Raw genomic sequence first — 12,857 nt, forward strand, 5'->3', positions numbered from 1 at the left:
CGGTCCTGATGTACCACGCCGTGGCGCGGACGCCCGCGCTCGCGACCCGTGACCTGTCGGTGTCGCCCGACGCCTTCTCCGAGCAGATGGCGGTACTGGCCGAGCGCGGCTTCACGCCCCTCACCACGCGGGGCCTCGCGGCGGCCTGGCGCGGTCACGGGCAGCTGCCGTCCCGGCCGGTGCTGATCACCTTCGACGACGGGTACCAGGGGGTGCACGGCCATGCCCTGGAGGCCTTGGTCCAGCACGGCTTCCCGGCCACGCTGTTCGTCTCCACGGGCTGGCTGCGCGGCTCGTACGACACCGGCGGCGCCCCGGACACCATGCTCGACTGGCCGCAGGTACGGGCGCTCGCCGACGCCGGTGTGGAGATCGGCGGGCACAGCCACACCCACCCCCAGCTCGACCAACTCGACGACGAGGCACTCTGGTTCGAACTGCTGCGGTGCCGCGAGATCATCGCTGACGAGCTCGGCGAGCGGCCGGTGTCCTTCGCCTACCCGTACGGCTACTCCAGCCGACGGGTGCGGCGCACCGTGCACGACGCGGGGTTCCGGCAGGCGCTGGCCGTGGGCAACGGGCTCGCCCGGCGCTGCCAGGGGCCGTACGCCCTGCGGCGGCTGACCGTGCGCCGCACCACGTCGGCCGAGACGTTCGCGCGCATCGTGGAAGGCCGCGCGATCGGGCGCGCCTTCGCCGCGGACCGTGCCCTGACCAAGGGGTACGCCGTGGTCCGCAGAGCCCGCTGGGCCCGTCGGAAGGCCATCCGTACCCGTGGCTGACACCACCACCCAGGCCGGAGCCGAGGCGACCGAAGCGACCGGGGCGGCCGGGCAACCGCCGGCCGGCCGGCGGTTGCGCCTGCCGCTGAAGAGCTCGGGCGGCAGCCCGCTGTTCCGCAACGCGTACGCGCTGATGCTCAACACCTGCATCAGCGGAGTGCTCGGCCTCGGCTTCTGGCTGGCCGCCGCCCGCTACTACTCGGACTCCGCGGTCGGCCAGGGCTCGGCCGCGATCGCCGCGATGAAGCTGCTCGCCGGGCTGACCGCGGTGACCCTGACCGGGGCGCTGGCCCGCTTCATCCCGGTCGCCGGCCGCGCCACCGGCAGATTCATCTTCCGTACGTACGCGGGCAGTTCGCTGCTGGTCGCGGTCGCGGCCGGGATCTTCCTGCTCACCCTGGACCTGTGGGGACCCTCGTACCGCTTTCTGCACGGGCCGCTGAACGGCATCGGGTTCATCCTGGCCGTCGTCGCCTGGTCGGTGCTGACGCTGCAGGACGGGGTGCTGACCGGGCTGCGCAACGCCATCTGGGTGCCGGTCGGGAACACCGTGTTCTCGGTGGTCAAGCTGGTGCTGCTGATCGCCTTCGCCGCGGCGATACCGACGGCCGGGGTGTTCGTCTCCTGGGTCGCGGCGATCGGGCTCTCCGTACTGCCGCTGGGCTGGCTGGTGTTCCGGCGCCTGGTGCCGCGCCATGTGCGGGCGACCGAAGGCAAGTCGACCCCGCCGACCGCGCGCGAGCTCGGCCGCTTCCTGGCGGGCGACTACACGGGGGCGCTGTTCTCGCTCGCCGTGGTCTATCTGGTGCCGGTGATCGTCGCCGCGCAGGTGGCCTCCGTCGACAACGCGTACTTCTACATCACCACCACGATCGGCGGCACCGTCAACCTGCTCGCCATCAACATGGGTGCCTCGCTGACCGTGGAGGGCTCGCACGATCCGGCGCGGCTGGCCGCGAACTGCCGGGCCGCGCTGCGCCGGATGGCGCGGATCATGCTGCCGGTGTGCGGGGTGCTGTTCATCGGCGCGCCGTACATCCTGGGGGCGTTCGGGCAGGGGTACGCGGACGCGGCGACCGGGCTGCTGCGGGTGTTCGCGGTGGGCGCGCTGCTGCGGGTGGTCATCGAGACGTACTTCGCCGTACTGCGCGCCCAGAGCCGTACGTCCGGGCTCGCCTATCTGCAGGGCGCGCTGTGTGCACTGGTCCTCGGCCTTACGCTGCTGCTGCTCCCCCGGATGGGGCTGATCGGCGCGGGGGTCGCGGAGGTCTCCAGCCTCGCGGTGATCGCGGCGATCGCCGGGTTCAAGCTGTACCGCATCGTCAGGTCGGTGCCGCCGTCGGAGGGGCGCCCGGCGACGGTGGCGCCCGACGGCGACCTCGCCGACCTGGGCACGGCGGAGACGACGGACTCCGACAGCGACACGGTCTCGCTGGCCAAGGACCTCGGGCAGCGCCCGACCTGGGCCCTGCGCCGGATGTTCGACTCGGAGACGCTGGAGCTCGGGGTCCGGATCGACATCGACCATCAGGAGCGCCGCCCTGACCTGCGGGTCGGCCGGGTCGGCCAGGTCGGCCACGGGCCGCCCGCGCCGGACGCACCGGACGTGCCGGACGTGCCCACTGAGCGGGACGACGGCGAAGGCGACGGTGGGAAGGCCGAGAGCGCCGAGCGCACCGGTCCCCCCGCCGACACCGGGACCGTCCAGATCCGCGGGCTCTTCTTCGGAGATGTCCAAGATTCCGTAAGCGAAGACGCCGTACGAGAAGACGCCGTACGAGAAGACGCGGTGCGAGAAGACGCGGTGCGAGAAGACGCGCCTCAACCAGCAGCCGAGGGGGACGAGATGGAGCACCGGCCCACCTGGGCGCTGAAGGCCCCGCTGACCCTGCCCGAACCCCGGCCCGCCTCGACCCCGGAGTCCGAGCCGTCCCAGGAGGTGAGCGCGGACCCCGGTCCCGCGCCGAGATCGCCGCACGCTGCTCCGATCCCCGACCCGACACCGCCAGACCCGCCCCAGGAGGAGCCGGAGCTCGCCCCGGCCGCCCCCAGGGGCTCGCGCGCGTACGGCGTCGGGCTGCTGTTCGCCGTGGCCCTGGCCCTGTTCTGGGTGCCCGTGTTCGGCATGGGCGAGGCCGATCTGGACGCCATGGGCGGGCTCGGCCTGGTCTCCGTGCTGCCGCCCGCGACCCTGGTCGGCGCCGGTCTGCTGGTCATCGCGTTCGCCTCGCTGCTGTGGCACGAGCGGCCGCACCGGCTGCTGCTCACCCTGGTGCTGCTGGCGACCCTGGTGTCGCTGCACGCCCTGCCCGCGGTGATCGAGGCCGAGCCGCGGTTCGCCACGGCCTGGCAGCACCTGGGTTTCCTGGAGTACATCGACCGGACCGGCACCGCCGCGCCCGACCTGGACGCGCGCTTCAGCTGGCCGGGCTTCTTCGCCGCCGCGGTCTTCGTCGCCGAGGCCTGCGGCATCTCCGATCTCAGCGGGGTGCTCCGCTGGTGGCCGTTGACCATCCAACTGCTGTACCTGGCACCGATGTTCCTGCTGATGCGCTCGATGCGGGCGGGCTGGCGCGCCCAGTGGACCGGTATCTGGATCTTCGTGCTGAGCGGCTGGGTCGGACAGGACTACTTCTCGCCGCAGGGCTTCACCTACCTGCTGTACCTGGTGTTCGTGGCGATCCTGCTGGTCTGGTTCCGGGCGCCCAGGATGCTGTGGACCAGACGGCGGCCCGGCGAGGCGGAGGTGGAGCCCACCACCCGCGGCCAGCGCGCCGCCTTGCTGCTCGTGCTGCTCGCGCTGTTCGCGGCGACCGTCCCCACGCACCAGCTCACGCCGTTCGTGATGCTCGGGGTGCTCGCCGCGCTGGTCATGGTGGGCCGCTCGGAGCTGCGCGGGCTGCCGATCCTGTTCTGCGTCCTGGTCGCCGTCTGGGTGGGCTTCTTCGCCGAACCGTACTGGTCAGGGCATTTCGACGAGCTGTTCGGCGGGGTCGGCGGCGTGGGCGGCAATGTCACCTCGTCGGTCTCGGGCCGGATCGAGGGCGGCAGCTCCACGCATCAGCTGGTGCTCTACGCGCGCGTGGCGCTGGCCGGTTCGGTGATGGCGCTGGCCTGCTGGGGCTGGCTGCGGCGCCGGACCCACCAGTACGCCGAGCGTTCCTTGCTGGTGCTCACCTTCGTGCCGTTCCTGGGCTTCGGTATGCAGTCGTACGGCGGCGAAATGGCCCTGCGCGTCTTTATGTTCGCCCTGCCGGGGGCGGCCCTGCTCGCGGGCCTCGCGCTGTTCCCGCGCACCGGCGTCACGGCCAAGGAGCGCGACAAGGACCGGGTGAGCCTGGCCCCGCTGGCCGCGCTGCTCGTGGGGCTGATCCTGGTCGGCGGCTTCCTGATCGCCCGCTGGGGCAACGAGCCCTTCGAACGCGTACGCCCCGGTGAGGTCGCGGCGATGGAGTACGTCTACGAGAACGACCGGCCGACCACGCGGCTGCTGTGGATGAGCAACGACACGCTGGAGAACGTGACGCCCGCGATGCCCTGGGGCAGCAGGGACATGGAACGGGTGCAGTACGTCCCCACCCTGGCGCCGCCCGACCCGGTGCTGGTCTCCGGTCTGGTCAAGGCGCTGAAGGACGCGGGCCCGAACTCCTACCTCATGGTCAACCGGAGCCAGGCGACCTACCTCTCCATGGACGTGGGCTATCCGCGGAACTGGGAGGCCAGGGTGATCCGCAGCCTCGACGACCGGCCCGAGCTGACGAAGGTGTTCGCCAACGACGACGCCTCGCTCTTCGTGTTGAAGAAGCAGCCGGACGGCCCGGTGGAGAAGCCCGATCCGGGGCCACCTGGCCCCAAGGTGACCTGGACGCCGTGGTCGGTGGTCGGCGGCTTCGCGGCGGTGGCGCTGATCGTCCTGCTGACGGCGCGCGAGGTGGTACGGGTGTCCGTGCGACCGAGTGCGCGGCAACTGCGGTGGCTGCAGAGCACGTTCTGGTTCTCACTGCCGCTGCTCGCGGTGCTGCTCGCGTCGCTGGTGCAGCGGTTCCTCACGATGGCGTAGGGCGTGGCACCGGGCGGCGCCAGGCCGCGTCAGCGCCGCTTGAGCCACTTCACCTCGTGGCCCCGCATGTCGAAGCGCCTGCCGTCGACCTTCGCACTGATCGGGCGGTCGAGGGTGTTCACCACCAGGACGGCCTTGTCGTCGGCGATGACCCGGACGTTCGGTACGTCGTCGGCCGCGATGTCCACGGTCTCGTACGTGGTGCCCGGCCCGAACTCCTTGTGGAAGCGGGAGATGAGCTCCAGCATCGGCAGCCCGCTTCCGCCGTCGCCCAGTTCGGTGGACCGCCACAGGCAGCCCGCGCACTTGGCGCCCTTGTTCTGCGGGTTCCAGTAGAAGCCGGTCGACGCCCCGCCCTTGGCCATGGCGATCAGCCCGGAGGCGTGGACCGCCACCCGGTGCGACTCCTCCCAGTCCTCGCGGGCGTCGTTGGCATCACCCGGCTCGACGTAGTACTCGGCCCACCACAGTGGCAGGTCGTCGGTCTGTTCACGCACCCAGCGGCTGACGGCCGTGAGTTTCTCGGTGGCCTGGAACTCGTCGGGGAGCAGTTCGTCGTCGACGGTGTAGCTGGAGCCGTCGACGACGACGAAGTCGGCGCCCTTCTTGTTCTCGTTCCAGTAGCGGAAGGCGTCCAGGACCCGCTGGTCGGCGCTCCCCCACGGGCCCTTGACCTCGGTGGAGGCGCCTTCCTTCTGGCGCGGGTCGAGGCTGTCCATGACCAGATAGGGCCCGCCGACCATGATGTCCTTGTTGACCTTCTTCAGCGCGTCGTAGACCAGGTTGTAGAGCTCGGTGTAGCCCTCGTAGTCCCAGCGGCCCTTGTCGGAGTTCCAGAAGCCCTTGAACTCGTTCCAGACGACGAAGTGGCGTACGTCGGGGTAGCGCTTGGCGACGGTGGCGGCGAGCCCCGCGAAGTCCTTGTAGTGGGCGCGGACGGGCGGCTTCTCGATCTCGTCCCAGTCGGTGTTGTTGACGCCCGCCTTGCCGCCCTTCATCCAGTCCGGCGAGCAGCACAGGGTGATCACGGGGGTGCCGCCGGTGGCGCGGATGAAGTCCATCCGGCGGTCCATCGCGTCGAAGTCGTAGTGGCCTGGGACCGGTTCGGGGTTGTCGGCGCCCCAGCCCATGATGTGCTGGATCTGTGGCAGCGGCTGTGCGGCCAGCAGCTTCTCGGCGCGGTCGACCGAAGCGGCCTTGCCCTCGTCGGCACTGTTGGCGGTGTGGGTGAAGCCCCAGCCGAGCTCGGGGCCCGGCTTGTCACGGGGCACTACGGGCGTGCCGTGGGGCTTGGCCCCGTCCTTGGTGGTGCCGGTCGTCGACGTGCCGTTGTCACGAAGTGTGCTGAGTGTCAGCACCAGGGCCAGTGCGGCCACACCTATGCCGAGCAGGGCGGTGAGCCGCCACCGCCGTACCCCCGAATCCCACCCATGACGTCCCATCACGGGCAAGGGTATCGGGGGTGGTTGTCCGAGCGGCGGGGTTCGCAGCCACAGGTCGGTAACAGGGGAAGCGCGAAGCTCGCCCCGGGAAATCCCGTGCGCGAAGGAGCACGGTGCCGGATCATGGGCGCATGCCAGCCACCCCTGACGATCCGCTGCACGCCCTGCCGGTCCGACTCAACGTCGACGACAGCGACTCGCCGTCGGACGTCGTCGACGCGCTGTTCCTGGGCCGTTTCGCGACCGGCGAGCAGCCGTACGCGCACAGCGCGTCGATCGACCGCGTCAAGCCGCGCGCCACCCTGCTGCCGCCGCACGCGACCGTACTGCGCGCCGCCCGCGACGACGACCGCAGCGCGACGCTCGCCGAGGGCGACGGCTGGACCCTGCTGATCTCCCGCTGGAGCCGGGGCGCCGACGTCACGGTCACGGCGGTCACCGCCGAGCTGGCCGAGAAGGTCGTGGGACAGGCCACGGACGGTGCGGCGGACGAGCCCGAGCCGCAGCCGGACAACGTCACCATGGGGTTCTGGTACGTCTCACCGCGGCGCGGCCCGCACCGCACCACGCGGCAGATCTCCGCGGGCACCTGGGACGAGGTGCGGTCCAACTACACGGCGCCGGTGGCGGACGCGATGGACGGGCTGATGAAGACCACGCCCGAGGACATCGCGGGGCGGCTGCTTCTGCTGCACGGCCCGCCGGGTACCGGGAAGACCTCGGCGCTGCGGACGCTGGCCCGGTCCTGGCGCGACTGGTGCCAGGTGGACTGCGTCCTGGACCCGGAGCGGCTGTTCTCGGACGTCGGCTACCTGATGGACATCGCGATCGGCGAGGACGACGGTACGGCCAAGGGGCGCTGGCGGCTGCTGCTTCTTGAGGACTGCGACGAACTCATCCGCGGCGAGGCCAAGCACACGGCGGGCCAGGCGCTCTCCCGTCTCCTGAACCTCACGGACGGGCTGCTCGGGCAGGGCCGCAACGTCCTGGTGGGCGTGACGACCAACGAGGACCTGGAGCGCCTGCACCCCGCGGTGGTACGCCCCGGCCGCTGCCTGGCCCGCATCGAGGTCGGCCCGCTGACCCGCACGGAGTCGGTGAACTGGCTCGGCACGGAAGAGGGCCTGAGCCGCGACGGCGCGACCCTGGCCGAGCTGTACGCCCTGCGCCGGGGCACCAGCCCGACATCGGTCCCGGACCAGCGAGCGGGCGCGGACGGCGGCCTGTACCTGTGAATCTCAGCCCGGCCGAAATCCGGCCCGGCCAAAATCCAGCCCGTCCGGCGATTGAGGACATCTTTTAGGCCGTCCGCAGGACTTTAGGGAAGGGGCGGGGTGGGGTGCTCATCTCTGACGCGCGCCACCCACCGCCGCAGGTGAACTACGAGTAGACCGCCCGCAACGCGTCCTCCACCGCCGCCAGCGCCGCCCTGCGGTCCAGGCCCAGCCGCTGGGCCTGGACCGCGTACTCCGAAGCCGCCGCGGCAACCCGCCGCGCCGCCGCATCCCCCGCCGCCGCCACAAACGTCCCGTTCCGCCCCCGCGTCTCCACCACCCCGTCGGACTCCAGCGCCCGATACGCCTTCGCCACGGTGTTCGCCGCCAGCCCCAGCTGCTCGGCGAGGCCCCGCACGGTCGGCAGTTTGTAGCCCACCGGCAGCGCCCCTGACCGGGCCAGCTCGGAGATCTGCGCGCGCAGTTGCTCGTACGGCGCGACGGCGGCGCCCGGGTCGATGTCAAGCTTCAAGGTCACGGTCCGATTGTCCCGCACGGACGGAAAATTGGGAGGCATGGGCGCGGGCGCCACACGTAGCGTGCCGGACCATGACTGTGATCGTCCGCGCCCTGCGCGCCGAAGACCCCGCAGACGCCGAGGCTTTCGCCCGGATCCGACGGGCGGCTCTCCCCTTCATGCTGGCCACCGCAGAGTCCGTGGCCTTCGACCTCACCCACGCCCATCCGGACTCCCACTTCCAGATGCTGGTCGCCGAGGTGGGCGGCGAGATCGTCGGCACCGCGCAGACGGGCCTCGCGTACGACAGCCCCGAGCCGGGGCAGGGTTTCGCCAACGTCTATGTGCACCCCGACCAGCAGCGGCGCGGCGCGGGTTCGCAGATCCTGCGCGCCGCCGAGGAGCGGCTGGCGGCGCTGGGCGCCACGGCCGTCTACTGCTGGGTCCTGGACGCCCCGGCGAACCTGGCCTTCGCCGAGAAGCACGGATACCGGTCGAGCCGCTCCGCCCACTTCCTCCGCCTCGACCTGGCGCACGGCACGCTGCCACCGCTGCCCGAGCTCCCCGAGGGGATCGAACTGCGCACCGGCGCGGACTTCGCCGACGACCCGCGTCCGCTGTTCGAGGTCGACGCCGAGACGATGGCGGACGAGCCGAGCGACATCGGCGTGGAGTTCACGGACTACGAGCACTGGCTGGCCGAGACCTGGGGACACCCCCTGTTCGACCACGAGCTGACCACGGTGGCGGTACGGGACGGCCGACCCGTGGCGTTCACCATGGCCCGCGGAGCCGGCACCCGCTACGGGTCGGTGATGACGGGCACGGCACGCGCGCACCGCGGTCTCGGCCTGGCCAAGCTGGCCAAGGCCCACTCGCTGCACCGCGCCCGCGCCGCGGGTCGCACGGAGGCCTTCACCGGCAACGACACGGGCAACGGCCCCATGCTCGCCATCAACAAGTGGTTCGGCTACGAGATCTGCGCGACGGAGGTACGCCATGTCCGCGAGCTCGGTTGAGGTTGAGGTCGTCCTCACCAAGGCGGGCCGTACGAAGATCCGCTACCCGGCGGCCGTCGTGAGCGACGACGGCACCCGCCTCACCGTCCGCGCCCCCTGGGCCGCCGACGGCACCCGCGACTTCGGCTTCGTCCGCTTCGAGCCGGGCGATGTCTTCACCGAGCACTACTGGCGCGACCGGTGGTACGCGGTCAAGGAGGTACGCACCGCCGATGGCACGCTGAAGGGCTGGTACTGCGATGTGACCCGCCCGGCTGTGCTGTCCGGCGGCAAGCTGACGGTCGAGGACCTGGATCTCGACCTGTGGTGCTCGGCGGACGGCGGCACGGTGCTGCGCCTGGACGAGGACGAGTTCGCGGCGAGCGGCCTGCCGGAAGCCGACCCGGAGACGGCGGCCCAGGCCCGCCAGGCCCTGGACGAGCTGGAACTCCTCGCGCGCCAGGGGTGGTTGGGCTCGCTGTCGGACTAAGAGCCTGTCTTTGAACCCCCGCCTGCGCCCCGACGCCCGCGCTCCGCGCGGACGAGAGCCTGTCTTTGAACCCCCGCCTGCGCCCCGACGCCCGCGCTCCGCGCGGACGACGGGGGTTCAAAGACAGGCTCTCTGCGCCCCGACGCCCGCGCTCCGCGCGGACGACGGGGGTTCAAAGACAGGCTCTAAGGATCAGGGCATGGCAGGGTCGGCGGACGCCGTGAGCGATACGGCACGGCGCTCTCCCTTCGGCTCGTACGCGACGGAGTCACCCGCCTCGTGCAGGTGCAGGACGAACCGCTCGGCAGTACGCCACCAGGTCGTCCGGGAGCGCGTCCAACGGGTGCCAGGTGAGCTCGGAGCACTTGTCCGGTTCGGCGTTGGTGGGTTCGCCGCCGACGCCGTACGCCGCCTCGAAGAACCAGCCGATACGGGACCCGCCACTCGGGGAGCGGTGCTGCATCACCAGCGCGACGCGGAGGTCGTCCGGGGCGAGCCGCAGGCCGATCTCCTCGTACGCCTCACGGATCATCGCCTCCCGGACGTCCTCGCCGTCCTCCAGGTGCCCTGAGGGCGCGTGCAGCAAGCCGTCCGCGTACCCGGTGTTGGCGCGCCGGGCGAGCAGTACCTCGTCGCCGCGGCGCACGAAGAGGTGGACGTCGACGACCTCCGCGTGCCGCCGCTTCCGAGCGAGGGTCGCCACCACCGCGTACCGCTCGTCCTCGACCTCGCGCCCCCACAGCCGCGCGTCGCCGGAGAGCCGCTCGGAGTGGACGCGATCGGCCAGTCGGCCCAGGGCTCCGGTCAGCCGGGCGGCCGGAATCCCGACCGGGCTGACCGTCCCCCACACCCCCTCGACCAGCACCAGCCGCCCGCCGGGGCGCAGCAGCGTGGCCCAGTGGCGCAGGGTCGCCTCCGGGTCGGGCAGCTGCCACAGCACGTGCCGGACCAGCACGACATCGAACCGTCGCCCCGCGACCGGGGGCCGTCCCGCGTCACCGACCAGCACCTCGGCCTCGGTCCCGGCCAGCTTGGCGCGGGCCTGTGCCGCCATCGCCGGCGCGGAGTCGACGCCGGTGACCCGGTGCCCCTGCTCCACAGCGAGCAGTGACAGGCTCCCGGTCCCACACCCGAGATCAAGCACATCGGACGGCTCCCTGGGCAGCCAGTCCTTCAGCCTGGCAGCCCAGGCCTCCCGCACCACAGCGTCCCGGAGCCCGTGGTCAGGCTCCTCGTCGAAGGTGGCGGCCTCGTCGTCCCAGTCGCGTACGGTCCAGTCGTCGGTCATGCGCTGATCGTCGCAGCCGCCACTGACAACAGCCGACGCGAATGTGACGAGCGCCACATAGATGCGTGACCAGCGCCACTGACAACCAGGCGGGCGATGAGTAAGGCTCCTTGTCTGGGTCCACCTCTGTGGAGGAGCGGAACCGGACGACTGCGCTAGGAGGCCGTTATGCGCCGCCAGACCGTTCAGAAGCCCGTCAGGAAGACCGCGAGCCGTCGGCAGCGGGACCGCGCCGAGGAAGCCGCACGCCCGCGCCCCGAGATCCGCAAAGACGTCCGTAGTACCTGGTGGCCCGACGGCTGAGTCAGCCGGAAGGGTCACCTTCCCCCCACGCGACCGGGGCTGTCGGCCCGAGCTGACGGCTCGGGCCGAGCGTGCCTGTGGTCCGGGACGAACCGCACCCGCACCGTCAGACCGCCCTCCGGGTTGGCCGCCGCCGTGACGTCCGCGCCGTGCGCGCGGGCGATCGAGTCGACGATGGACAGCCCGAGCCCGGCCCCCTCACCCGGCCCGAGGCGCCGCTCCTGGAGCCTGCGGAACGGTTCGAAGAGGTACGGCACATCCTCGGGCGGTACCCGGGGGCCGGTGTTGACGACCTCCAGGCCGCTCGGCCGGGTGCGCACCTCGACACGGCCGCCCTGGCGGTTGTGTCGTACGGCGTTCCCGACCAGGTTGCGGACCAGATGACCGAGCAGCACCGGGTCGCCGTCCACGGTCAGCGGCGCGAGCGAGGTCCGTACGGTGAGCCCCCGCTCGCGTGCCTGGTCCGCGCAGGCCGCCGCCTCGACCGCGGCGATCTCGTGCAGCGCGGTGGGTTCCGTATGCCGTAGCCCCTGGTCGCAGGCGGCCAGCAGGAGCAGCCCGAGCGGAGGATCAGCCGCAGTGTGCCCGTCGGCGCAACGGTGGTGTTCAGCGGGATACGCACAAGCTGTCGGCGTTCCAGGCCAGGTACTGCGAGCCAGACATTCCCGTCCTCGGTGAGGCGGTAGGCCTTGTACTGGTCGGCGCGCACCACGATCTGATTCGCAGTCTTGTTGCGACCGCGCCGCCAGTGCTTGCGCATCAGGCGGGACAGAAACGGGTCCGTAGTCCACTCGTTGCGCTTCAGTGCGATGAACAGGCGCTTCTGCTCGGCCGGGTCGCTGGTGCGGCGGAAGACGACCTGCTTCACCTTCGCTTTGGCCGCCTCACGGTTCGCGGCGATGTCCGCCGCCGCATCCCGCACGGTCTCCTCCACGCGTTCGCCAGCACGCCGAAGGTCTGCGCGGTGCCGTCGGCGATCCACAAATCACGGATCTGCCGGTCAGACCACGGCAGTCCGTTGACCGAGCCATATAGGCGCCATACCAGTGAACGCACCACGCCGAGGCGGCGCGCCTGCTCCTCGAGCTGGATGTACTTCCCGGCGTTGAGGTTCCTGCTGTAGGCGATGCGGGTGACCTTCACCGGTCACCGCCGGCCGACTCGTCCTTGAGCGTCTTCTCGTACCCTCGGAGCCCGTGCAGGCGGCAGAAGAAGCTGCGCACGACCGCCAGGAGGTCCTGGACCATCTCCTCTCGCGGAGACAGCGGCTCCTGATTGGCCACGATGATCTCGCAGCCGTTCTTCGCCGCGACGTGCTCCAGATAGTCGAACCCGAACCGGGCAAGTCGGTCCTTGTGCGCTATCACCAGCGTGCCGACCTCACCCCGCTCGATACGGTCCATCAAGGCGAGAAACTTCTTCCGCTGAAGGTCCATGCCGCCGCCGATCTCGCTGACCCACTGACTGACAGCGAAGCCCCGGCCCCGGCAGAACTCCTGCATCGCCCGCACCTGCGACACCAGATCGTCCTTCTGCGCATCCGCCCATACCCGCGGCGTGTCGGGATGCAGACCCACCCGACGCGCGGCTACGGACACACGAAGGAGTTCCATGCCCAAGAGGCTAGGGACGCCCAACGCGAGCTATCCACAGATCAGTTCGCCCGTCGCTCAATGATCTGAAAACAACGCAGACCGGCCTGGCCACCGGCAGACCGTGATACACAGCCAAACCGAGGAAGCACAGGTAAGACCAACGACTCC

The 12,857-nt window shown here is 71.1% G+C and carries 12 protein-coding genes; 6 read left to right on the forward strand and 6 right to left on the reverse strand.

Annotated elements, in window-relative coordinates:
* Window positions 1-8 precede the first annotated feature (8 nt).
* Both U9R90_RS23020 and U9R90_RS23025 read left to right on the forward strand, forming a co-directional pair.
* Window positions 9-782 (forward strand): polysaccharide deacetylase family protein, encoded by a 774-nt coding sequence (locus tag U9R90_RS23020; protein ID WP_411059777.1) that lies wholly within the window; start codon window positions 9-11, stop codon window positions 780-782.
* Complete coding sequence (locus tag U9R90_RS23025) at window positions 775-4,842, forward strand: polysaccharide biosynthesis C-terminal domain-containing protein (protein WP_411058555.1); 4,068 nt, start codon at window positions 775-777, stop codon at window positions 4,840-4,842. The genes U9R90_RS23020 and U9R90_RS23025 overlap by 8 nt, the downstream gene beginning before the upstream one ends.
* 29 nt (window positions 4,843-4,871) lie before the next feature.
* Here U9R90_RS23025 and U9R90_RS23030 read toward each other — a convergent pair whose 3' ends face one another.
* Complete coding sequence (locus U9R90_RS23030; RefSeq protein ID WP_411058556.1) at window positions 4,872-6,284, reverse strand: GH39 family glycosyl hydrolase; 1,413 nt, start codon at window positions 6,282-6,284, stop codon at window positions 4,872-4,874.
* Between the two features lie 131 nt (window positions 6,285-6,415).
* Between U9R90_RS23030 and U9R90_RS23035 the strand changes: the two genes are divergently transcribed.
* Window positions 6,416-7,519, forward strand: a complete 1,104-nt coding sequence (locus U9R90_RS23035) for a DUF5925 domain-containing protein (protein ID WP_411058557.1) — start codon at window positions 6,416-6,418, stop codon at window positions 7,517-7,519.
* Window positions 7,520-7,664: 145 nt separating this feature from the next.
* Here the strand turns inward: U9R90_RS23035 and U9R90_RS23040 are convergent, their stop codons facing one another.
* Entirely contained in the window at window positions 7,665-8,075 is a 411-nt protein-coding gene (locus U9R90_RS23040; protein ID WP_411058558.1) for a GntR family transcriptional regulator, read from the reverse strand.
* Window positions 8,076-8,107: 32 nt separating this feature from the next.
* Here U9R90_RS23040 and U9R90_RS23045 point away from each other — a divergent pair, with 32 nt between their 5' ends.
* Window positions 8,108-9,034: a GNAT family N-acetyltransferase gene (locus U9R90_RS23045; RefSeq protein WP_411058559.1), complete on the forward strand. Its 927-nt coding sequence runs from the start codon at window positions 8,108-8,110 to the stop codon at window positions 9,032-9,034.
* The gene (locus tag U9R90_RS23050; protein WP_411058560.1) at window positions 9,015-9,503 is read left to right on the forward strand and encodes a DUF402 domain-containing protein; all 489 of its coding nucleotides are present in this window, start codon (window positions 9,015-9,017) and stop codon (window positions 9,501-9,503) included. The genes U9R90_RS23045 and U9R90_RS23050 overlap by 20 nt, the downstream gene beginning before the upstream one ends.
* A 268-nt stretch (window positions 9,504-9,771) precedes the next feature.
* Here the strand turns inward: U9R90_RS23050 and U9R90_RS23055 are convergent, their stop codons facing one another.
* On the reverse strand, window positions 9,772-10,791 hold the full coding sequence (locus U9R90_RS23055; RefSeq protein WP_411058561.1) for a methyltransferase domain-containing protein: 1,020 nt from the start codon (window positions 10,789-10,791) through the stop codon (window positions 9,772-9,774).
* Between the two features lie 168 nt (window positions 10,792-10,959).
* Here U9R90_RS23055 and U9R90_RS23060 point away from each other — a divergent pair, with 168 nt between their 5' ends.
* Complete coding sequence (locus U9R90_RS23060) at window positions 10,960-11,094, forward strand: hypothetical protein (protein ID WP_411058562.1); 135 nt, start codon at window positions 10,960-10,962, stop codon at window positions 11,092-11,094.
* 14 nt (window positions 11,095-11,108) lie between these two features.
* Here U9R90_RS23060 and U9R90_RS23065 read toward each other — a convergent pair whose 3' ends face one another.
* The 3 genes from U9R90_RS23065 to U9R90_RS23075 form a co-directional block, all read right to left on the reverse strand.
* A complete protein-coding gene (locus U9R90_RS23065; protein WP_411058563.1) occupies window positions 11,109-11,504 on the reverse strand; it encodes a sensor histidine kinase in 396 nt (131 codons plus the stop codon).
* 2 nt (window positions 11,505-11,506) lie between these two features.
* Entirely contained in the window at window positions 11,507-12,016 is a 510-nt protein-coding gene (locus U9R90_RS23070) for a hypothetical protein (RefSeq protein ID WP_411058564.1), read from the reverse strand.
* 217 nt (window positions 12,017-12,233) lie between these two features.
* Window positions 12,234-12,707 (reverse strand): IS607 family transposase, encoded by a 474-nt coding sequence (locus U9R90_RS23075; RefSeq protein ID WP_411058565.1) that lies wholly within the window; start codon window positions 12,705-12,707, stop codon window positions 12,234-12,236.
* Window positions 12,708-12,857 lie beyond the last annotated feature (150 nt).

It is taken from the genome of Streptomyces sp. E11-3, from assembly GCF_046540415.1.
In the GTDB taxonomy this organism is placed as follows: domain Bacteria; phylum Actinomycetota; class Actinomycetes; order Streptomycetales; family Streptomycetaceae; genus Streptomyces.

Excerpts from the sequence above, each read along its gene's own strand:
- U9R90_RS23030 (WP_411058556.1), bottom strand. The coding sequence starts at position 6,284 with ATGGGACGTCATGGGTGGGATTCGGGGGTACGGCGGTGGCGGCTCACC.
- U9R90_RS23075 (WP_411058565.1), bottom strand. The coding sequence starts at position 12,707 with ATGGAACTCCTTCGTGTGTCCGTAGCCGCGCGTCGGGTGGGTCTGCAT.
- U9R90_RS23045 (WP_411058559.1), top strand. The coding sequence starts at position 8,108 with ATGACTGTGATCGTCCGCGCCCTGCGCGCCGAAGACCCCGCAGACGCC.
- U9R90_RS23050 (WP_411058560.1), top strand. The coding sequence starts at position 9,015 with ATGTCCGCGAGCTCGGTTGAGGTTGAGGTCGTCCTCACCAAGGCGGGC.
- U9R90_RS23020 (WP_411059777.1), top strand. The coding sequence starts at position 9 with ATGTACCACGCCGTGGCGCGGACGCCCGCGCTCGCGACCCGTGACCTG.
- U9R90_RS23055 (WP_411058561.1), bottom strand. The coding sequence starts at position 10,791 with ATGACCGACGACTGGACCGTACGCGACTGGGACGACGAGGCCGCCACC.
- U9R90_RS23040 (WP_411058558.1), bottom strand. The coding sequence starts at position 8,075 with ATGCCTCCCAATTTTCCGTCCGTGCGGGACAATCGGACCGTGACCTTG.
- U9R90_RS23035 (WP_411058557.1), top strand. The coding sequence starts at position 6,416 with ATGCCAGCCACCCCTGACGATCCGCTGCACGCCCTGCCGGTCCGACTC.
- U9R90_RS23060 (WP_411058562.1), top strand. The coding sequence starts at position 10,960 with ATGCGCCGCCAGACCGTTCAGAAGCCCGTCAGGAAGACCGCGAGCCGT.